The 21,093-nt window shown below is 70.7% G+C and carries 18 protein-coding genes and 1 pseudogene; 15 read left to right on the top strand and 4 right to left on the bottom strand.

The window, feature by feature from the left end:
• Window positions 1-260 precede the first annotated feature (260 nt).
• From ACFY1L_RS53945 to ACFY1L_RS53980, 8 genes and pseudogenes are all read left to right on the top strand, one after another.
• Complete coding sequence (locus ACFY1L_RS53945; protein ID WP_388842932.1) at window positions 261-1,160, top strand: SCO3242 family prenyltransferase; 900 nt, start codon at window positions 261-263, stop codon at window positions 1,158-1,160.
• Entirely contained in the window at window positions 1,157-2,017 is an 861-nt protein-coding gene (locus tag ACFY1L_RS53950; RefSeq protein ID WP_388842933.1) for a sugar phosphate isomerase/epimerase family protein, read from the top strand. The genes ACFY1L_RS53945 and ACFY1L_RS53950 overlap by 4 nt, the downstream gene beginning before the upstream one ends.
• Before the next feature lie 83 nt (window positions 2,018-2,100).
• The gene (locus tag ACFY1L_RS53955) at window positions 2,101-2,832 is read left to right on the top strand and encodes an EboA domain-containing protein (protein ID WP_388842934.1); all 732 of its coding nucleotides are present in this window, start codon (window positions 2,101-2,103) and stop codon (window positions 2,830-2,832) included.
• Window positions 2,832-3,686 carry a TatD family hydrolase gene (locus tag ACFY1L_RS53960; protein WP_388842971.1) on the top strand — a complete coding sequence of 285 codons (855 nt, stop codon included), beginning with the start codon at window positions 2,832-2,834 and terminating at the stop codon, window positions 3,684-3,686. Before ACFY1L_RS53955 ends, ACFY1L_RS53960 begins: the two co-directional genes overlap by 1 nt.
• 7 nt (window positions 3,687-3,693) lie before the next feature.
• Window positions 3,694-4,878 carry a metabolite traffic protein EboE gene (gene eboE / locus ACFY1L_RS53965; protein WP_388842935.1) on the top strand — a complete coding sequence of 395 codons (1,185 nt, stop codon included), beginning with the start codon at window positions 3,694-3,696 and terminating at the stop codon, window positions 4,876-4,878.
• On the top strand, window positions 4,875-6,251 hold the full coding sequence (locus ACFY1L_RS53970) for an alkaline phosphatase family protein (protein WP_388842936.1): 1,377 nt from the start codon (window positions 4,875-4,877) through the stop codon (window positions 6,249-6,251). The genes eboE and ACFY1L_RS53970 overlap by 4 nt, the downstream gene beginning before the upstream one ends.
• A 39-nt stretch (window positions 6,252-6,290) precedes the next feature.
• Window positions 6,291-6,947 carry an amidohydrolase family protein gene (locus ACFY1L_RS53975; RefSeq protein ID WP_388842937.1) on the top strand — a complete coding sequence of 219 codons (657 nt, stop codon included), beginning with the start codon at window positions 6,291-6,293 and terminating at the stop codon, window positions 6,945-6,947.
• Between the two features lie 66 nt (window positions 6,948-7,013).
• A pseudogene (locus ACFY1L_RS53980) lies at window positions 7,014-7,307 on the top strand (acetyl-CoA C-acyltransferase); the annotation flags it as partial.
• Window positions 7,308-7,461: 154 nt separating this feature from the next.
• Here ACFY1L_RS53980 and ACFY1L_RS53985 read toward each other — a convergent pair.
• On the bottom strand, window positions 7,462-8,073 hold the full coding sequence (locus ACFY1L_RS53985; RefSeq protein ID WP_388842938.1) for a TetR family transcriptional regulator: 612 nt from the start codon (window positions 8,071-8,073) through the stop codon (window positions 7,462-7,464).
• A gap of 97 nt (window positions 8,074-8,170) precedes the next feature.
• On the opposite strand from ACFY1L_RS53985, the gene ACFY1L_RS53990 reads away from it, so the two are divergent.
• Entirely contained in the window at window positions 8,171-9,379 is a 1,209-nt protein-coding gene (locus ACFY1L_RS53990) for an MFS transporter (protein WP_388842939.1), read from the top strand.
• A gap of 56 nt (window positions 9,380-9,435) precedes the next feature.
• Here ACFY1L_RS53990 and ACFY1L_RS53995 read toward each other — a convergent pair whose 3' ends face one another.
• The 3 genes from ACFY1L_RS53995 to ACFY1L_RS54005 all read right to left on the bottom strand — a co-directional run bounded on the left by ACFY1L_RS53995 (window position 9,436) and on the right by ACFY1L_RS54005 (window position 14,974).
• On the bottom strand, window positions 9,436-13,128 hold the full coding sequence (locus ACFY1L_RS53995) for a family 78 glycoside hydrolase catalytic domain (RefSeq protein WP_388842940.1): 3,693 nt from the start codon (window positions 13,126-13,128) through the stop codon (window positions 9,436-9,438).
• Window positions 13,129-13,286: 158 nt separating this feature from the next.
• Window positions 13,287-14,072 carry a carboxymuconolactone decarboxylase family protein gene (locus ACFY1L_RS54000; RefSeq protein WP_388842941.1) on the bottom strand — a complete coding sequence of 262 codons (786 nt, stop codon included), beginning with the start codon at window positions 14,070-14,072 and terminating at the stop codon, window positions 13,287-13,289.
• A 287-nt stretch (window positions 14,073-14,359) separates the two neighbouring features.
• Window positions 14,360-14,974 carry an aldehyde dehydrogenase family protein gene (locus tag ACFY1L_RS54005; protein ID WP_388842972.1) on the bottom strand — a complete coding sequence of 205 codons (615 nt, stop codon included), beginning with the start codon at window positions 14,972-14,974 and terminating at the stop codon, window positions 14,360-14,362.
• On the opposite strand from ACFY1L_RS54005, the gene ACFY1L_RS54010 reads away from it, so the two are divergent.
• From ACFY1L_RS54010 to uidA, 6 genes are all read left to right on the top strand, one after another.
• On the top strand, window positions 14,930-15,340 hold the full coding sequence (locus ACFY1L_RS54010) for a TetR/AcrR family transcriptional regulator (RefSeq protein ID WP_388842942.1): 411 nt from the start codon (window positions 14,930-14,932) through the stop codon (window positions 15,338-15,340). The genes ACFY1L_RS54005 and ACFY1L_RS54010 overlap by 45 nt on opposite strands.
• 48 nt (window positions 15,341-15,388) lie before the next feature.
• Window positions 15,389-15,517, top strand: a complete 129-nt coding sequence (locus tag ACFY1L_RS54015; protein ID WP_388842943.1) for a hypothetical protein — start codon at window positions 15,389-15,391, stop codon at window positions 15,515-15,517.
• 452 nt (window positions 15,518-15,969) lie between these two features.
• Window positions 15,970-16,578 carry a TetR/AcrR family transcriptional regulator gene (locus tag ACFY1L_RS54020; RefSeq protein ID WP_388842944.1) on the top strand — a complete coding sequence of 203 codons (609 nt, stop codon included), beginning with the start codon at window positions 15,970-15,972 and terminating at the stop codon, window positions 16,576-16,578.
• A 592-nt stretch (window positions 16,579-17,170) separates the two neighbouring features.
• On the top strand, window positions 17,171-18,373 hold the full coding sequence (locus tag ACFY1L_RS54025; RefSeq protein ID WP_388842945.1) for a glycoside hydrolase family 1 protein: 1,203 nt from the start codon (window positions 17,171-17,173) through the stop codon (window positions 18,371-18,373).
• A gap of 26 nt (window positions 18,374-18,399) precedes the next feature.
• Window positions 18,400-19,212, top strand: coding sequence for an SDR family NAD(P)-dependent oxidoreductase (locus tag ACFY1L_RS54030; RefSeq protein ID WP_388842946.1), 813 nt, complete (start codon window positions 18,400-18,402; stop codon window positions 19,210-19,212).
• 43 nt (window positions 19,213-19,255) lie between these two features.
• Window positions 19,256-21,067: a beta-glucuronidase gene (gene uidA, locus ACFY1L_RS54035; protein WP_388842947.1), complete on the top strand. Its 1,812-nt coding sequence runs from the start codon at window positions 19,256-19,258 to the stop codon at window positions 21,065-21,067.
• Window positions 21,068-21,093: the final 26 nt, after the last annotated feature.

Consider the following 21,093-nt stretch of genomic DNA (forward strand, 5'->3'; position numbering starts at 1 on the left):
CGCCCAGCGCAACGGCCGCCTGCACGCAACCGCCGAGCACACACCGGTCACGGCGGAAACCCTGCGCGTACCGTTCCCGCGCAACTGGCCACCGGACACACCGACTTGAGCGGGAAAGTCGGAGGACGGCGGGGGTGAAACGGGCGTGGCGGTGCGTACACCCGGCGGTCGTGTTCGGCGGGTCGCACGCACAGCTTCTTCACGCAAATGAGGGCCGTAAGATGTCTAAAAATTCAAGCAGTTGGGCGTAGGGTCCGATCATGCACGGCCCGAACGACTCCAGTTCGTCCCCCCGCCTCGCCGATCTGGCGAACCTGCTCCGCCTGCCCGCAGCCCTCAGCGTCCCCGGCGACGTCCTCGCCGGAGCCGTCGCGAGCGCCGGGACACCGCGGCCCCGCATCCTCGCCACGATGGCCTCGTCGGTCGCCCTCTACTGGGCGGGCATGGCGCTCAACGACTACGCGGACGCGACCGTGGACGCGGTGGAGCGGCCCGAGCGACCCATACCCTCCGGTCGAGTTGCCCGCCGCACCGCGCTGGCCACCGCCTGCGGACTGACCGCCGCGGGTCTCGGCCTCTCGGCCCTGGCCGGCGGGCGCCGGGCGCTCGGCGTTGCACTTCCGCTGACCGGACTGGTCTGGGCGTACGACCTCCGACTGAAATCCACCCCCGCCGGCCCCGCCGCCATGGCGGGCGCACGCGCGCTGAACGTGCTGGCCGGAGCGGAGCCCGGACGCAGGACCTCCGCCCTGCCGGCCGCCCTGCTGACCGGCGCGCACACCTACACCGTCACAGCACTCAGCCGCCACGAGATCTCCGGGGCACCCCGCACACTGCCCGCCGCCACCCTGGCCGGCAGCACCGCAACCGCCGTGGCCGCAGCGGCACTTCCAGGTCTACGGCGCCGTAGCAGAACGGCCCGGATCGGCGCGGCGGCCGGTGCGCTCGGCTATCTCGCCTCCTACGGCACGGCCCAGGCACGCGCGGCGCGGGAGCCCTCCGCGGCGAACGTCCGCACGGCCGTCGGGACCGGCATCCTGTCGCTGATGCCCCTGCAGGCGGCGCTCACCGCGGGCGGCGGAGCGGCCGGCCTGGCCGGGGCCCTGGCCGTGGCGCACCCGCTGGCGCGCAGACTCGCCCGGAAAGTGTCGCCCACATGACCCCGATACCCCCGCCCGCAGGCCGACTTCGCTACGGCTTCGGCACCAACGGCTTCGCCCACCACCGGCTCGACGACGTACTGTCCGTGCTCGCCGACCTCGGCTACGACTCGGTCGGCCTGACCCTCGACCACGGCCATCTCGACCCCTTGGCCGCCGACCTGCCCGCCCAAGTCGCCCACCTGGCCCGGCGGTTGGACCGGCTCGGTCTCGCGGTCATGGTGGAGACCGGGGCGCCGTATCTGCTGGACCCATGGCACAAGCACCTCCCCACCCTGATGTCCGCCGACGGCACCGAGCGGCGCGTCGACCTGCTGGTGCGCGCCGTGCGCATCGCGGCCGACCTGGGCGCCCCGGCCGTCCACCTGTGCAGCGGCCCGGCGCCCGAGGGCGTGCCCGAGGAGGAGGCCTGGAAACGGCTGGCCGCGGGCTGCGAAGAGGTCCTGCCTCTTGCCCAACAACACGGTGTGGCCCTGGGGTTCGAGCCGGAACCGTACATGTTCGTCGACACCGTGCAACGAGTGCTGGAGCTGCGCCACCGGCTCGGCGACCCCGACCTGTTCGGCATCACACTCGACATCGGCCACGCCCACTGCGTCGACGACCTGCCCCTGCTCGACTGCATTGCCCTGACGGCACCGCACCTGGTGAACGTGCAGATCGAGGACATGCGGCGCGGTGTGCACGAACACCTCGAACTCGGCACGGGCGAGATCGACTTCCCGCCCGTCCTGGCCGCGCTGAAGGCCTCCGGCTATCAGGGGCCGGTCTCGGTGGAGATCCAGGGCGCGTCCCTGAACGCCCCCGAAGTCGCCCACCGCTCCCTGGAGTTCCTCAAGGCCGCCGAGCCGTTCTGAGCCTTCGGCCCTTCATCGCCACCGTCAACTTCCCATTCAGTACGGCTGTTGTCGTACATCCATCCCATCAGGAGGTATGTGCCGTGGATCCGCACATCTCCACCGCCCTCAACCGACAGCTCACCGCCGACGCGCAGCGCTGGCTGACGGAGGCCGTCGCCCGCGTCGAAAAGGACCCGGCAGCCGTGCGCTCTCTCTTCCCGGCCGTCGGCCGGCGCTGCGGGCGCGGACCGCTCGCCGCCGGCTGGACGGTGGCGGACGCCGCCCGTGTCCGGCTGCTGGCCGCCCTGCCGCTGCGCGGAGCCGCACTCGCCGAGGAGGTGACCGCCCTCCACCGGTTCGGCGACGCCGGCGAACAGCGGGCGGTGCTGTGCTCGTTGGCCCTGCTGGAGGATGCCGATGCCTCCTTCGGCGACCTCGGGCTGCCGTTGGTGCGCGCCGCGTTGCGGGGCAACGACACGGACCTGATCGAGGCGGCCCTCGGCCCGTACGCCGCACGCCACCTGGACTACGACGGCTACCGGCACGCCGTACTGAAGTGCGTCTTCAGCGGCATCCCGCTGGACCGGGTCGCGGGCCTCGAGGAGCGCGCGGACCGTGAACTCGCCCGGATGCTGGCCGACTTCGCCCATGAGCGGGTCGCCGCCGGTCGTGACGTACCCACCGACGTATGGCCCGTCGTACGCGCCCACCCCGGCACGCTGGAGGCGTCCGGCCTGCCCGCCGAAGCCCACTCACCCGTGCCCGACCGCCGCGCCGCGGCCGTCCGGGCCCTCGCCGTCTTCATCTCCACCGCGCCCGCAGGAGCAGCATGATGCGCATCTTCGACCCCCACATCCACATGACTTCCCGCACCACCGACGACTACGAGGCGATGTACGCAGCCGGCGTCCGGGCCGTGGTGGAGCCGTCGTTCTGGCTCGGCCAGCCGCGCACCTCGGTGGACTGCTTCACCGACTACTTCGACGCGCTGCTCGGCTGGGAGCCCTACCGCGCCGCCCAGTTCGGCATCCAGCACCGCTGCACCATCGCCCTCAACCCCAAGGAGGCCAACGACCCGCGCTGCACAGGGGTGTTGGACGTGCTGCCGCGCTACCTCGCCAAGGACCGGGTGGTGGCCGTCGGTGAGATCGGCTACGACTCCATGACCCCCGAGGAGGACGAGGCGCTGGCCCGCCAGCTCGAACTCGCCGTCGAGCACGAGCTGCCGGTGCTGGTCCACACCCCGCACCGCGACAAGGCGGTCGGCACCCGCCGCACCCTCGACGTGGTCCGCGAGTCCGGCATCCCGCCCGAGCGCGTCCTCGTCGACCACCTCACCGAACTCACCGTCGCCATGGTCGCCGACAGCGGCTGCTGGATGGGCTTCTCCATCTACCCGGACACCAAGATGAGCGAGGACCGCATGGTGCGCATCCTCCAGGAACACGGCACCGAGCGGAAACTCGTCAACTCGGCCGCGGACTGGGGCCGTAGCGACCCCCTGAAGACTCGAAAGACCGCGGACGCGATGCTTGCCGCCGGTTTCGACGACGACACCGTCGACCAGGTCATGTGGCGCAACCCCGTGGACTTCTACGGCCAGAGCGGCCGACTCGACCTCGAGGACGTCAAGGCGGACGACACCACGCTCTACGAGGGCAACTCCATCAAACGCGGCGGGGAGTGATCCCGCGGTGCGCTTCCGACACCCCGACGGTACGACCGTCCACCTCGCCTACTGCAGCAACGTCCACCAGGCAGAGGACCTCGACGGAGTGGTCGCCCAACTCGCCGCCTACGCCCAGCCCGTACGCGAATCGCTCGGCGCCGACCTGCTCGGCATCGGCCTGTGGCTCGCCCGCGACGTGGTCACCGAACTCTGCGCCCGGCCCGATGCCGTACACCGCCTGCGCACCGAACTGACCGCACGCGGCCTGGAGACCGTCACCCTCAACGCCTTCCCCTACGGCGGATTCCACCGCGAGGTGGTCAAGAAGGACGTCTACCTGCCCGACTGGACCGACCCCGCCCGGCTGCGCTACACCCTCGACTGCGCCCGGGTGCTGGCGGGTCTGCTGCCGGACGACGCCCGGCGCGGCAGCGTCTCGACCCTGCCGCTGGCCTGGCGGGCACCCTGGCCGACCGCCCAACGTGACGTCGCCCGCCGGGCCTTGGACCAACTCGCCGTAGAACTCGCCGACTTGGAGCGCGAGACGGGCCGTACGATCAGGGTCGGCTTCGAACCCGAACCCGGTTGCGTGGTCGAAAACACCGTCCAGGCAGTGCGGGAACTCGAGGGAGTGGACCCCGAGCGGCTCGGGATCTGCCTGGACACCTGCCATCTCGCCGTGCAGTTCGAGGAACCGGCCGCGGCACTGCGCCGCCTCACGGACGTCGGCCTTCCGGTCGTCAAGGTGCAGGCCTCCAGCGCCCTCCAGGCCGACGACCCCGCCGACCCGAAGGCGCGCCGCGCGCTCGCCCGGTTCGCCGAACCCCGCTTCCTGCACCAGACCAGGACGGCGCACGACGGCGAGATCATCGGCGTGGACGACCTCCCGGACGCGCTGGCCGGAGGACTGGACGCGGGCTCCCCCTGGCGGGTGCACTTCCACGCACCGCTGCACGCCGAGCCCGACCCTCCCCTGCGCACCACCGCACCCGAACTGACCACCGTACTGGGCGAGTTGCTCGGCGGCCCGCAGGCACTCTGCGACCACATCGAGGTCGAGACCTACACCTGGTCCGTCCTGCCCGAACAACTGCGGCCGCACGATCGCGAGGGCCTCGTCGCGGGCCTGGCCGCCGAACTGGCCTGGACCCGCGACCGGTTCGAGGAACTCGGCCTCAAACCCCACTCACGAACGGAACCCGTCTCATGACAAGACTGGTCGTCCTCGACATCGTCGGCCTCACCCCCCGCATGCTCCGCCACATGCCCGCCGTCTCGGCGGTCGCCGGACAGGGCTTCCAGGCCCGCCTGAACACCGTGCTGCCCGCCGTGACCTGCTCCGTACAGTCCACCCTCCTGACCGGTGCACCGCCCTCCGAGCACGGCGTCGTGGGCAACGGCTGGTACTTCCGCGACCTGGGCGAGGTCCTCCTGTGGCGCCAGCACAACGCCCTGGTCGGCGGTGAGAAGCTGTGGCACACCGCCCGCAGGAGCAGGCCAGGCTTCAAGGTCGCCAACGTCTGCTGGTGGTACGCCATGGGCGCCGACGTCGACCTCACCGTCACCCCGCGCCCGATCTACTACTCCGACGGTCGCAAGGAACCCGACTGCTACACGTGGCCACCGTCCCTCCACGACGAACTCACCGACCGGCTCGGCCCGTTCCCCCTGTTCACCTACTGGGGTCCCAATGCGGGCATGCCCTCCAGCCAGTGGATCCTCGCCGCCGCCCGCCAGATCTTCGACGAGCACCACCCCGACCTGACCCTGGTCTACGTACCGCACCTGGACTACGAACCCCAGCGCTCCGGCCCGGACTCCCCGCAGTCCGCCCGCGAGGCCCGCCGGCTCGACGACGCCCTGCGCCCCCTCCTCGACCACTTCCGGCGCGAGGACGCCACGGTCGTGATCCTCAGCGAGTACGGCATCGCACCCGCCTCCCGCCCGGTCGACATCAACCGCGCCCTGCGCCGCGCCGGACTGCTCGAGGTCCACACGCAGGACGGCATGGAGTACCTCGACCCGTGGACCTCCCGCGCCTTCGCCGTTGCCGACCATCAGATCGCCCACGTCTACGTCCGCGATCCCGCCGACACGGACGCGGTTGCCAAGGTCATCGCCGAACTCCCGGGCGTGGACCAGGTGTTGGACGCCGGAGGCAAGGCGGCCCACGGGCTGGACCACGAACGCTCGGGAGAGCTGGTCGCCGTGGCCGACTCCGACGCCTGGTTCACGTACTACTACTGGCTGGACGACGACCGCGCCCCCGACTTCGCCCGCCAGGTCGAGATCCACCGTAAGCCCGGCTACGACCCCGCCGAGCTCCTCTACGACCCCACCGTGCCCGGCGTGAAGGCGCGCGCCGCCGCCCAGGTCGCCCGCAAGAAGCTCGGTCTGCGCTACCGCATTCAGACCGTCCCGCTGGACCCCTCCGGCGTCCGCGGCAGCCACGGCAGGCTGCCGGACGACCTGCAGGACAGCCCCGTGCTGCTGTGCTCGCGCCCCGGCCCCGCACGCGACCAGATCGACGCGACCGACGTCAAGGACCTCCTCCTCGACCTGGCCGGCATCACCACCCCCTGACCGTCTGACCCCGTAACTCGCACTACTGGAGCCCCCCACATGCACGCGACCGACCCCTCGCCTCCGCCCCTGCCCAGCCACCGCCCCCCTCCTCGATCCGGCCGCCGAGTACGGGCGTTGGACGGCGCGGCCGGAATCGCCGACGCGGTCACGGCCGGCGTGGACGGGATCGAACACTGCACCTTCATCACCCGCTCCGGGGTGCGCCCCGATCCGCGAACCATCGACGCCATGGCCGAGGCGGGCGTCTTCGTCGGCTGTACCGTCGTCGAACCGATGGACGGGATGCCCGCCGAGGTGCTGGCGGTTCTCGAACCCATGTGGCAGAACATGGCGGCCATGCACGCGCGCGGCGTGCGCGTCGTCTGCTGCACCGACGCCGGGGTCGGCCCCTTCAAGCCGCACGACGTCCTGCCCAGGGACCTCGTCCACTTCGCCTCGCGGGTCACCACCAACACCGCCGCACTCGCCTCCGTGACCTCACCGGCGGCCGACTCCTGCGGCCTGGGGCACCGCAAGGGACGGCTCGCACCCGGATACGACGCCGACCTACTGGCCGCGCCAACCCGGGGCACGACATCACCGCGATACGGGACGTCCGGGCGGTGTACCGGGCCGGCCGTCGAGTCGACCGGTCGCAACCGGCCACCTGAACCAGGCGGCCGGACAGAGCCAGGCCCGCAGGACGCACCGTAGGGCCGCCGCTCGGCACAGACCGACCTGCGCGTCCCGTACGCTGCCCCCTGTCGGTGTGCGCAGACCTTGCAGCCATGCCGGTTCTCCGGATCGTGGCTCGGCACCCGTTCCTACATCCGGCTCGGCCAGGGTGCCGTCTGCGCCGTCATCGCCCTCGCTGCATACCTCGTCCGCATCCCGCTGGACAGGCTCAACGTGCACGGTGGGGCCATCGCACTGGGGCATCCGTTCGGTGCGACCGGCCCACGCATCATGACCAACCTGATCAACGGGCTGCGCACGCGCGACGCACAGTGGTGCGTGGAGACCATGCGCGTCGGAGGCGGGCAGGGCATGGCCATGGTGCTGGAACGCCTCAGCAGCAGCCCGTCGCCTACCTGGGGTCACCTGTCAGTCGGACGGCCTCAGTCGGACGCAGAAGCAGACGCAGACGGGCGCAGCTTGCCGCACCCGCCCGCACGATCCTCGCGTGGAGCTCCAAAGGGAGGGCCCGGGGAACGCACCATCCACCCCTTCATACCCGACGAGACGAACCGGTCCTGCCGCCCGGCTGCTGTGCCGGGCCGGGAGGCGCGACATCGGTCGGCAGCGTCTGTACGGCCCGGGCGACGTCCGCGCGGAGGTCGTCGAGGCTGTAGTCAGGGCCGAGGACCATGCGCCGCAGCTGGGGCATGGCGATGCTCCAGCCGGCCAGAGCGAGGGTGAAGAACACCCGCGTGCGAGCGTCACCGCCAGGACCGGCGGACGCGGCGGCGTCGACCTTGTCCTGGTAGTGGCGGGTGCGGGCCTCTTCCGCGGCAACGGGCTGGTCACCGATCTCCAGGGCCTCCCACATGACCAGGCGCAGGGCCTCGGGGTGGGCGCGATGGTAGTCGAAGAGACGCTCGGCGTAGCCGGGCAGGTCGTCGCTCGGCGGGACGGCCTCGGCAAGGTCGGCCAGCACGCGTTCGAGGACGACGGCGAAGAGCTTGTTCTTGTCGCCGAAGTAGTCATAGATCGCACGCTTGTTGGCCTTGGCCTCGGCGGCGATACGGTCCACCCGGGCACCGGCGACCCCATGCGCGGCGTACTCCGCCGTCGCCGCCGCGAGGATGCGTTCTTTGGTCGCAGTGGAGTCGTATGCCATGCGTCCCAGGGTAACGAACTGGTTCGTTTGACCAATCCAAGGCCGACATGCCAGCCTCGTAATCGAACCATCCAGTTCGTTCGGTTGGAGAGGAACGATGTCCCGCAAGCTGCCCCTGCTGATGGCGCTGGCCTGTGGTGTCGGCGTCGCGAACGTCTACTTCCCCCAGGCCCTCACCCCGCTCATCGCCGACGGCCTGGGTGTCGCCCCGGCCACCGCGGCGATCGTGGCCACGGTGACACAACTCGGCTACGCCGCCGGGATCTTCCTGCTGGTGCCCCTCGGCGACCGTCTGCCCCGCCGTCCGCTGATCACCGGGCTGCTCGCCACGACCGGCCTCGCCCTCCTGGTCGCCGGTCTCGCCCCGGCCACCGGCCCGCTGCTCGCGGCCGGGGCCGTGGTGGGCATCGCGACGGTGGTCCCGCAACTCCTGCTGCCCATGGCGGCCGGTCTGGTCGAGCCCGATCGACGGGGCAGCGTGATCGGCACCCTGCAGGCCGGCCTCATCGGCGGCATCCTGCTGGCCCGCACCTTCGGCGGCGTACTGGGTGAGCACCTGGGCTGGCGTGCACCGTACCTGGTCGCCGCCGTGCTGACCGGGCTGCTCGCCGTCGTCCTCCGCCTCGCCCTGCCCAACGACGCCCCGGCCGTGCACGATCGCTATCCGACCCTGCTCGCCGACACCCTGCGGATGCTGCGCACCGAGAAGGAGCTGCAGCGCTCCGTGCTCTTCCAGGTCACCGTCTTCGGCGGGTTCAGTGCCGCCTGGACCGCACTGGCCCTTCTGGTGACCGGCCCCCGGTACGGCATGGGCACCCAGGCGGTGGGACTGCTGGCCCTGGTCGGGGCGGGCAGCGTGTTCTGCGCGCCCGCGGCCGGACGCTGGGTGGACCGGCTCGGCGCCGACCGGGTGAACCTGTGGTGCATCCTGGCCGCCCTCACCGCGGCGGCGGTGCTCACCGCGGGCTCGATGGGCGGAGCGGCGGGCCTCGTGGCGCTGGCCGCCGGCCTGCTCCTGCTGGACGTGGCGGTGCAGTGCGGTCAGGTCGCCAACCAGGCCCGCATCTTCGCCCTGCGGCCCGAGGCCCGCAGCCGTCTGAACACCGGCTACATGACCTGCACGTTCCTCGGCGGCAGTGCCGGATCGTGGCTCGGCACCCGCGCCTACGTCCAGTTCGGCTGGGGTGCCGTCTGCGGCCTCATCGCCCTTGCTGCACTCCTCGCCATCGCCGCATACCTGGTCGGCCGTCACGGTCGGCAGGACGTCCGGGACGCCCATCCCGAGCCGATCGGAACAGCGCGGTGAACACCCTTGCTTCCGGTTCCCTTCCGCGCGACTCACACAGAAGGGAACCTGTCAGATCACGCGTTGAAGCGGTACGAGCCCGCCCGGGCCCGGTAGACCTTGTAGGGCGCGCTGCCGGAGGTGTCGTCCCGGACGAAGGCGGCACCCCGTGGCGCGGTGACCGGCTGGTCCTGGGTCGGGACCCAGATCTCGGCCTCGGTGTTGTACGGGACGGTGACCGCGAGGTCGATCCGGCCGTCCGGGCGGCGGTGCCACGACGAGGACACTCTTCCGCGCACGGTGTCGATCGAAGCGCTGACGTGGTCGAGGGTCGCGGGCGCCAGGTCGGTGTCCTCGGTGTTCTTCGGGACTCGGCTGTTGACCGCGGCAGAGGGGATGTACGGGCGGATGCGCAGCGATTCGTAGGCGGTTGAGGTCGGCTTGATGCCGGCCAGGCTCTGGTAGAACCAGGTGGCCACGTTGGAGCGGTAGTGGTGGTCGACCGAGAGGCGGTCGGTCCACTGCTCCCACAGGGACGTGGCGCCCTTGGCGATCTGGTAGACGTAGCCGGGCACGCCGGTCCGGGTGACGGCCTTCAACGCGACATCCGTATAGCCGTACTCGCTGAGGATGTTGAACTCGTAGCGCGAGCCGTACATGTCGTTCTGGATGTGCTGGTCCGCGGCCACGATGCGGTCGGCGAGCAGCTTCGCGAGGACCTTCTTGTTCTCCGCGAGCGTCTTCGTGCCGGACAGGTGGCGGGGGTCGTCGGGTCCCAGGTCCGAGCCGGGGACCAGGTCGAAGGCGATCGCCAGGGCGTTCTCGCTGGAGATGCTGCCCTGGGTGAAGTGGCCCTGTGCAGCGTCCCAGTAGTTCGCGATGAACGCCTTGCGGAGGGTGCGCGCCAACTTCGCGTAGTGGGCGGCGCGTTCGGTGCGGCCGAGGCTGCGGCCCACCTCGTCCATGTAGTCGCAGAAGTGGATGTAGAAGGCGAGGCTGATGACGGCATTGCTGCCGGGGCTCTCCGCGCCGGAGTAGGCGCCGAGGGAGGCCTCGAACTTGTAGTCGTTCTCGGGGGTGAACAGGGTCTCGTAGTACTTCAGGAGCGTGTCCTGGTGGTCGTACAGCTCGGCGAACAGGCTGCTGTTGCCGTAGTACGTGTACAGCTCCCTCGGGATGACGAAGAACGCCGAGTCCCAGGCCGGCACCGCCTTCCACGCGGCGTTCCAGCCGGGGGTGTGGTCGTAGCCGTAACCGCCCTTGGCGACGGGGACGAACATGGGCAGTTGGCCGGTGGAGATCTGGGTGTCGGGGAAGTGGCGCAGGTAGTTGGTGAGGACCGCGTTGACGTCCCAGGTGAGGGACTGCGACTCGGAGCTGGCCATGGCGTCGCCGGTCCAGCCGTTCTTCTCGCGGGACGGGGTGTCGGTGGGCTTCTGGACGAGGTTGTTGCGCTCGGCCCATTCCAGGTTGCGCTGAAGGCGGTTGAGCAGGGCGTTGTCGGTGGTGAAGGTGCCGGTGCGGGCGAAGCCGGTGCGGGCCACGTCGACGGTCAGGACGTCCGCGTCCTGTTCCACGTCCGGGGCTCGGCCGAGGGCCGTCTCGAGGTTCATCACTTCCAGGTAGCGGAAGCCGAAGTGGCTGAACTGCTGTTGCCAGGTCTGCGTCGACCGTCTGCCGAGGGTGTAGTAGTGCGTCTGGAGGTTGGCGTCGTGCTGGAAGTTCTCCTCCTCGACGGAGAGCGGGGAGGCGGCCGAGCCGTCACCGGCGGCGATCCGGTTGCCGCCGCGGATGCGGAGGGTGAGGCCCTCCTTGTCGGGGCGTATGCCGGTGAGTTGCAGGCGGACGAGGCCCGTCAGGATCTGGCCGTAGTCCAGGACCCAGGTCCCCGAGCCGGGCGCCGTCTCGGTGATCGAGACCGGGCGCAGCGTCTGGCCGACCAGCACCGGCTCCGCCTCGTGGGCGCGCAGGGCGGCGGGCTCGAAGCCGTCGGGAATCATCGTGGCGGGCAGCGCGCCGTGGTACTTCGGTGAAGGGCCCGAGCAACTGCCCGGTGGTATCAGTACGGTGGCCGGGCGCCACTCGCGGCCGGTGCGGTAGCCGACCGAGCGCCACTCCCCCAACTCCTCGGCACGCCGGGCGTCGTACTTCTCACCCGAGTACACGGAGTCGAACGTCGTGGGCCCGTCCACGCCGAGCCAGTCCTTGTCCGTGATCAGCGTGGTGGCGGAGCCGTCGGTGTGGGTGACGACGAGCTTCGCGCGCAGGCGGGGCTGGCCGGCGTAGGGGGCGAGCTGCCAGTACCACTCCTGAGGGGTCGTCACCCCGTACCAGCCGCGCCCCAGTTCGGCGGCGAGCACGTTCCGCCCGCCGGCCTCCAGCAATTCGGTGACGTCGAAGGTGTCGTACAGGACGGTGCGGTCGTAGGTGCTCTGGTCGGTGAGCAGCCGGGGCACGTTGGTCCGGCCGCGGTTCGGCTGCTTGCCGTCGACGGTGATCGGGGCGCCGTTGACGGTGAAGGTGACGTTGCCCGCGGCGCTCAGGTGCAGGCGGGCTTTCGCGATGCGGCGCCCGCGGGGCAGGGTGAACGCGCGGCGCAGCAGCGGGGCCGGGTTGGCGATCGGGAGCACGCTGTTCTTGGACGGGATGTAGGGGTTCTTCGGCGGGAAGGTCAGACCGGCGAGGGTGGCGATGCCGTTCTCGAACGGGTTGCCGCCCGTGGTCAGGTCGGCGGCGAAGTCGCGGGCGCCGGTGCCGGTCACCTTGACGCTGCGGACGGTGGCGGAGGTGCCGCCGGCGAAGCCGAAGCTGCCGTGGCGGCGGATCTGGTCGCCGGTGAGCGTACGGCTGTCGACCTCGACGCCGTTGACGGTGGTGGTCACGGTGAGCCCGACGGCCGCGACCTGCACGGTGTGGTCGCGGGTGGCCCACGTGTCCTTGGTCAGGCCGGCGGCGGCGGGGAGGGTGACCGTGCCGACCGGCACGCTGCGGGTGCCCGCGGTGGTGGGGTTGGTTTCGCTCTGTGGGTCGTAGAAGTCGACGCCCCAGTCGGGCTCGGACGTGCCGTCGTCCACCCAGGTGTTGCCGGCGTAGTGACTGGTCTTCATGACCAGCTGCATCTCCTCGCCCGCCTGCTTGACGGTCCAGTTGAGGCCCTCGCCCCAGGTCTTGCCGATCGGTTCGGCGCGCAGCAGCAGGGACAGCCCCCCGGCGGTGTCGGGGCCGCCGCGGAAGACGACGGTCGCGGTCAGGTCCTTCCAGTCGTGGTCCTGCGCCTCGCGTCCACCGATCCACCGCGCACCCGACCAGTCCTTCTCACCCTTCAGCAGGCCGGTCTCCCACGTCGCGGGTGCGCTCCAGGGGCCGGGTGCGTCTGTCTCGTCCCAGGTCCGCACCCGCCAGGAGTAGGCACGCCCCGAGTGCAGCGGCCCGCCCTTGTAGGCCACCTCGGTGCTGTTCGAACTCGCCACCTTGCCGCTGCGCCAGACGTCGGCCCTGCCCGGACCGGAACCGACCTGGATCTCATACGCCGTCTGCCGGGCCACCGGAGGCACCCAGCTGAACGCCGGTGCGGTCTCCGTGCCCAAGGGGGCCACCCGCGAGTTGACCTGCAGGTCCGCCGGTGCAGCGCGGTGCCCGTCCGCTGCCGCCGTGCTCGCCGCCTCGGCGTCGGGCGCTGCGGCGAGCGGGAGCGAGGCCCCGGCCGCCGCGGCCGTCATGATGCCGAGCACGTGTCGGCGGCTCAGCGCACGTCTGTTCTCCTCGGTCACGGCTCAGATTCCCTTCGTAAGCGCACAGCGCCGGAACAGGGGTGTCCCTTCCCCCGCAAGTTATTGAAACGTTTCAATACCTTCCATGTGGAAAGCTTACGAACAGGTTCGGCCAAAGCACAATGGTCTGGCGCGATGGCTCACGGTGCGGAAGCCGGTCAGTGCGTCGGCTCGGTCAACTCGGCCTTGGACGCCCACGCTGTCTCCACCGCGTCCGCGAGGGCCTCCCCCTTGGCGAAGCCGTAATACGCGGCGAACTGCAGCACGATCTCGTCCATCTCCTCCTTGCCGAGGTCTCCGGAGTGGAGCGCGGCCCTGACATGCGTCTGCAGGAGGACAGGCGAGTCGTCGAGGGCGACACTGGCGACCGTGATGATCCGGCGCTCGCGCCGGTTCAGCCCGGGGCGCTGCCAGACGTGCCCGAACACGAAGTTGAGAATGCCGGCGTGCTGGTACGGCGAGTTCATGGGCGGTGCGGGCGTGAGGTTGAGTCGATGAACTCCTCCACGCCGCGTTCGAGCCGTTCCGTCCCAGGCGGCGGGACGGAGGGCGTCGTTGCCCAACTGCGGCCAGGCAGTGGTCTGTTCGCCGCGTTCGCGGTGGATGCGGTCCCACTGCCGGGCGATGGCCCCCTCCACATGGGACGCCTTGGGCCAGCCGCAGTACACCGCGAAGTGCAGGACGAACTCCAGCATGGCCTCAAGGCCGATGTCGCCGCTCGCGAGTGCCGCGTGGACGTGGTCCTCGATGGGCTGGGGCGAGTCGGCGGCGGCCACGCAAGTGAGCGTTACCCAGCGGCGATCCCGGCGGCTCAGGCCGGGGCGTGACCAGACCTCGCCGTAGAGGAAGTCTCGTGCGGCGCGGCCGAACGGGGTGGCAGCCGAGGGTGCTTCGTGGGCGGGCAGGACCTCTGCCAGGGTGCGGACCGCCTGGGTGACGTCCATGAGGCCTCCGTAGGTTGTTGGGTGGCCCGGGCGGGCCGGATGTGGCTCCGGATGTGGCTGACGAGGTCCTGCCTTCAGTGACCGTCCGGTTCTTTGGGGCGCCCCGACTGCTGATGGAGATGTGCGCGGCATGTGCGGTCGCTGATCACGGAGATGGCAGCGGGGTGTTCCCCCGGGACGACGGCACGCTGTGCGGAACGAGGAGGGGGGGAGTGAGTCGCTGAGAGGCCGTTGCCAGAACGACGAGTCGGCGATCCTGACCTCTTGGGGCCGCATGGGCGTGCCGCTTACGCGCGGATGAAGACGTTCTTGGTCTGGAGGAACTCGTACAGGCCCTCCTTACCGCCTTCGCGCCCGTAGCCACTCTGCTTGTAGCCCCCGAACGGAGCGCCCGGTGGCTGGCCCAAGGCGCCGTTGACGAGCACGGTGCCCGACTGGAGGTGTGGGACGATGCGCTGGACGCGGGACACATCGTGGGGGTGTATGGCGGTGCCGAGGCCGTAGGGCGTGGAGTTGGCCAGTTCGACCGCCTCGTCCTCGGTCTCGAAGGGGATCAGGGACAGCACGGGGCCGAAGACCTCGTGCTGGCCGACCTCGCTGTACGGGTCGACGTCGGCGAGGACAGTGGGGTCGATGAAGTAGCCGTCACGGTTGTCCGGGGGCAGCGTGGACGGGTCGGTGGCGCGGCCGCCGGCGACGACACGGCTGTCCTTGGCGGCGCGTTCGATCATGCCGAGGATGCGTTCGTGGGCCGCCTTGCCGACGACCGGACCGAGGGCGGTCGTCTGGTCGAAGGGATCGCCGACGCGCAGGGTGGCGGCCGCCGCGGCGGTGACCATCTGGTCGTACACCTCGCGGTGGACCAGCATCCGGGTGGTGAGGTTGCAGCCCTGGCCGGACAGGGTGCAGCAGGAGCGGACGGTCTCGGCGACGGCCGCGTCGAGGTCGGCGTCGGGGAGCTCAAGGAGGGGTACGCCGCGGTGGGCGTCCGGCGGGTGGCCCGCGAGGCCGAGGTCGCGCCCGCGCTGGTGCTGTACTACTTCCGCACCCTCGACGACCTCTTCCTCGCGGTGCTGCGACGACGGGGCGACGAGAAGTTGGAGCAGGTGGTCCGTCGACTGGACGGCCCCCAGCCGATACGCGCCCTATGGCAGGACACCAGTCACCCGGGGAACGCGCTGACCACGGAGTTCAACGCGCTGGCCAATCACCGCAAGGCGATCCGCGCCGAGCGCTACCGCGAGGTACAGCTGGAGGCGCTCACGTGACGGCTCACGGAGACGGGCGTCGAACTGCCGTCGGAGGTGTCCCCCGCCGTGCTGCTCATGCTGGCCAACGCCCTCGGCCGGATCCTCATGATGGGCATGACCACACGGCACGCGGAGGCCCTTGAGTTCGTGGAACAGTTCCTCCAGCGCTACGAGGGCGCCCCCGGCGACGACTGAAGGGCACGGCTGGCTCCACCGGACGGCGCAGAAGTCGCTGTCTTCACCCGTGCGGTGCCGTGGCCGCACTCCGAGGGCCCCAGGGGCGGTTTGAGCCATCGCCGGCTCCCCTGTTCGACGGGCGGGGGCGAGACGGACATCGGCGGCCGGAGGGACGACTGCCGCCACGCCGCCACGCCGCGCGACAGTCCGCCGACCGGGTCGGCGACCGGGTCGGCGACCGGGCCAACGACCAACTCTTACCGCGCGGTTGGTTTCTATTCAGACGTTAGACCCGTGCGGCAGGCAGGGGAAGGGGGCGATCGGCCTTCGCGGCCGGCGCGTCGTCCGTCGACCGCTCACAACTGGACCAGGGCGCAGACGCGAATCCTGACCATATGGGAAGCTTTAAGGGCTCAGCAGCCGCATAGGACCCTCCCGGACCGGGCTTCATCGAGGAGAGTGAACGCACCGTGGGCCAGGCCAAAGCGCGTGGACCGTACGCCAAGACACCGGCCCGCAGGACGGAGATCGTACGAGCGGCACGCGACAGTTTCGCCGAGAACGGCTACGCCAAGGCCTCCCTGCGCGATATCGCGGAACGAGCCGGCATCACCCACGCCGGTCTCCTGCACCACTTCCGGAACAAGGACGAACTCCTCGCCGAGGTGCTCGCCGAACGCGACGCGGAGGAATGGCAGCAGGGCCTGGAAGCAGTGGACAGCCTGGACCAGCTCGCCCCCTATCTCGGCGAGCTCATCCGCCACCACCAGAAGGCGCCCGAACTGATGCGCCTGTGGATCGAGCTCGCCGCCGCGGCCTCACGGCCGGATCATCCCGCCCACGCCCATTTCGTCGAACGCTACGAACGCGGGCGCACCCAGTTCGCCGAGGGACTCGACAGCGAGGCCGCGCGCAGCAGGCTGCCCGAGGGCGTCAGTCCAGAGAGCGCGGCGGTCCTCTTCCATGCGGTGCTCAACGGGCTCCAGTTGCAGTGGGTACTGGACCAGGACCTGGACATCGTCGGGCCCGTCACCGACTTCGTCCGTCTGCTCTTCGATCACGACCGCGCCGGCCGGTGAACGGGTCGCCGAGCAGCGCACGTCGCACATCCTGAAGGCGCGCTCGCACACGGGGGCGGCGCAAGGGCCTCACTCAGGCTGCCGGCAGCCCTCGCCCACCGTGATGCGGCGCGCTTCTTTCGCGCGCGAACTGCGCACCCCGGGCTTGAGATCCCCATCGCATGTCCCCGATGGCGAGCCCCTTCCGTACGCCGCCGCCCCGCGCCCGCCGTCTCGCGCCCGCCTTGGGCGAAGCACCCTCACGGTCTACCGCCTCGGCATATGGACTGCTCGTTCACGCCTTGCCCACCGCGCACCCAGTCCCCGCCAACCGGGACCTCACCACATAACGTTCTGATCACGAAGCCGAACGACATCCTTCCCGCCCTTGCGATCCCGGTTTACGGTCCCAACGAAAACTAACCACGCGGTAAGAGTTGGTTGGTCGGACACCTCGCACTCACAAACCGACGAACCAGCAAAGGTCGCAACCCGCCCGGCCCTCGTTCATCACCCTCCGCACTCAGGACGCTACCTGCCGCGTCCGAACGGCCGGACCGTGGCGCGAGTGCCACGAGGCCCGCACCACCGACACTCAGGAAAGCAGTCGACGATGACCGAATTCCCGCCCAGGTTCCTCTGGGGCGCCTCCACCGCACCGCACCAGATCGAGGGCAACAACCTCAACAGCGACTTCTGGGCGAACGAGGGACGCATCCCCGGCATGGAGCGCAGCGGCGACGCCTGCGACAGCTACCACCGGTACCGCGAGGACATGCAGTTGCTCGCGGACGCCGGTCTGGGCGCCTACCGCTTCGGCATCGAATGGGCCCGTATCGAGCCCGTCCCCGGCATGGTGTCGCGCGCCGAACTCGCCCACTACCGGCGCATGATCGACACGGCCTTCGAACTCGGCCTGACCCCGGTCGTGACCCTCCACCACTTCACCAGCCCGCTCTGGTTCGCCCAGGAAGGCGGCTGGCTCGGCGAGCGGGCGGTCGACCGGTTCCGGACCTACGTCGAGACGGTCGCGCCGATCCTTGACGGCGTCGAGTGGGTCGTCACCATGAACGAGCCCAACATGCTGGCCATCATGGTCGGCATGGCCCGCGCGATGCAGAGCGCGCAAGCCTCCGGCGAGTGGCAGAGCCCCACCCTCGACAACGAGGGGCCCCGGCCGGCCCTGCCCGCCCCCGACGCGGCCATCGGCGCGCGGCTCGTCGAGGCACACCACGCCGCGCGGGAGGTGCTGCGCGAGCGCACCGGCGCCAAGGTCGGCTGGACGGTCGCCAACCGCGCCTTCGCGGCCCGCCCCGGGGCGGAGGAGAAGAAGCGGGAACTGGAGCGGGTCTGGGAGGACCTCTACCTGGAAGGGTCGCGCGGCGACGACTTCGTGGGCGTGCAGTCGTACTCCAGCCAGTGGGTCGGCGAGGACGGCATCGAGCCCTACCCGCCGCACCCGGACAACACGCTCGTGGGGACCGCCTACCGGCCCGACGCCCTCGGCATCGCCGTACGGCACACCGCGGAGGTCACCGGCGGCCTGCCGATCCTGATCACCGAGAACGGCATCGCCACCGGCGACGACACCCGCCGTATCGCCTACACCGGCGAGGCCCTGGAGCACCTCGGCAAGGCGATCGCCGACGGGGTGGACGTACGCGGCTATCTGCACTGGAGCCTGCTCGACAACTACGAGTGGGGCCACTGGGCGCCGACGTTCGGCCTGGTGGCGGTCGACCGCGAGACGTTCGAGCGCCGCCCCAAGCCCTCGCTGGCCTGGCTGGGCGAGACCGCCCGCCGCGGCCGGATCTGACCGCACTTCCACCGGAGGGACACACCGTGCAGGTATCCGTACCCGACGTCTCGTCGAAGTCCCTGGCCGAACTCGTCTCGCTGGCCGGACGGCGCGCCGTCGTGACCGGCGCGGGCCGGGGGCTCGGCCGGGCCGTCGCCGAGCGGCTGGCCGAGGCGGGAGCCGATGTGCTCGTCGCGGACATCCAGGGCGAGCTCGCCACCGCCGTCGCCGAGGAGCTCGGCGCGCAAGGCCCCGGCCGCGCCCTTGCCGCCCATCTGGACGTCACCGATCCCGACAGCGTCGTGGCCGCCGCCGACCTCGCGGTCCGGGAACTCGGCGGCATCGACATCTGGGTGAACAACGCCGGGATCTTCCCCAGCGTGCCCGCGCTGGAGATGTCCGACAAAGCCTTCGACGAGGTGTTCGCGGTCAACACGCGCGGCGTCTTCCTCGGCTCCCGGGAGGCCGCGCGCCGGATGAGCGAAGCCAGCGGCGGGGGCGTCATCGTCAACGTCGTCTCCACGGCCGGGTTCCGCGGGACGGCCCCCGGTCTCGCCGCGTACGTCGGCTCCAAGCACGCGGCACGCGGCCTCACCCGGCAACTGGCCCTGGAGTTCGCCCCGTTCGGCATCCGCGTACTGGGCGTCGCACCGACGTTCGTACCGACCGAGGGGAACATGGCGGCGGCCGGGGTCCCCCTGGACTCCGAAGCGCTCATGTCCGTGATGCGGCCCGGCCCGCTCGGCCGGCTCGGCGTGCCCGACGACATCGCCCGGGTGGTGCTGTTCTGCGCCAGCGACCTGGCGGCCTTCATGACGGGCAGCACGCTCCTCGCCGACGCCGGCGAGACCTCGTAACCGCGCATCGCCCCCACCACCCCGACCACCCGGTAGGAACCCCATGCTCTCGCCCCGCACCACCCCCACCCGCGACCTCGTCGGCCTCGACGGCCTGTGGCGGTTCGCTCTCGGCACCCGGGCCGGCGCCACCCCGTGGGCCTCGCGTCTCGCCCCGCCGCTCGAAGTCCCCGTGCCCGCCAGCTACAACGACCTGTTCGTGGACCCGGAGATCCGTGACCACGTCGGAGTCGTCTGGTACCAGCGCGACGTGCGCGTGCCGCGTGGCTGGACCGGCGAACGCGTGGTCCTGCGCTTCGGGTCCGTCACCCACGCCGCGCAGGTCTACGTGGACCAGCGGCTCGTGGCGGAGCACAGCGGCGGCTACACCCCGTTCGAGGCGGACCTGACCGGTGTCGTCGAGCCCGGCGCCGAGTTCAGGCTGACGGTCTGCGTCGACAACCGGCTGACGAACGTGACGATCCCGCCCGGCACCGTCACGACCGGCCCCGACGGCCGCGAACGGCAGTCGTATCTGCACGACTTCTACAACTACGCGGGCATCGCGCGCCCGGTCCGCCTGTACAGCACACCGAAGACCTTCGTCGAGGACGTCACCGTCGTCACCGGACGGGACGGCACGGCCGGCACCGTCGAATACCGCGTGGAGACCGTCGGTGAGCACGCCGACACGGTCACCGTGCGGGTGCGCGCGATGGACGAGGCCGGCCGGACTGTCGCGGAGGGAGAAGGCCCCGAGGGCATCCTGCGCATCGAGGACGTCACGCTCTGGCAGCCGGGCGCCGCCTACCTCTACGACCTCGTCGTAGAACTGGCCGTCGACGGCGAGACCGTCGACAGCTACACCCAGCCCTTCGGTGTCCGTACCATCGAGGTGCGCGGCACCGACTTCCTCATCAACGGCGAACCCTTCTACTTCACCGGCTTCGGCAAGCACGAGGACACCCCGGTCCGCGGCAAGGGCCACGACGACGCCTACCTCGTCCACGACTTCCAGCTGATGCAGTGGACCGGCGCCAACTCCTTCCGCACCTCCCATTACCCCTACGCCGAAGAGGTCCTCGACTTCGCCGACCGGCAGGGCATCGTCGTCATCGACGAGACCGCCGCCGTCGGCCTCAACCTGGGCGTCCAGGGCGGGCTCACCGGCATTCCGCCGACCCCCACCTTCGCGCCGGAGAACTTCGGCGGGACCACGCGCGACGTCCACGCCCAGCACCTGCGGGAGCTGATCGAACGGGACAAGAACCACCCGAGCGTGGTGATGTGGTGCCTCGCCAACGAGCCGGCGTCCAACGAGGACGGGGCCCGCGACTACTTCGAGCCGCTGGTCGAACTGGCCCGCAAGCTCGACCCGACCCGGCCCCTCACCTACGCCGCCGTCATGTTCGCGACCCCGCAGAACGACCAGATCGGCGATCTGTTCGACGTGCTCAGCATCAACCGCTACTACGGCTGGTACCTGTTCACGGGCGACCTCGCGACCGCCGAGGGGTATCTGGAGCAGGACCTGCGCGGGTGGGTCCAGCGCTTCGGCAAGCCCGTCATGATGTCCGAGTACGGCGCCGACACCCAGCCGGGTCTGCACTCGGTCTGGGACGCCCCGTGGAGCGAGGAGTACCAGAGCGACTTCCTCGCCATGTACCACCGCGTCTTCGACCGCATCCCCGAGTTCGTCGGCGAACACGTCTGGAACTTCGCCGACTTCCAGACCTCGCCGGGCATCCACCGCGTCGACGGCAACAAGAAGGGCGTGTTCACCCGCGACCGAAAGCCGAAGTCGGCCGCGTTCGCCCTGCGCCGACGCTGGCACGGCCTGGACGGCGGCAAGCCCGGCCAGGCCGCGGCTGACTGACACCCGCGGTGTCACGCGGCACCGCG

Source organism: Streptomyces sp. NPDC001663, from assembly GCF_042893105.1.
Taxonomy (GTDB): domain Bacteria; phylum Actinomycetota; class Actinomycetes; order Streptomycetales; family Streptomycetaceae; genus Streptomyces.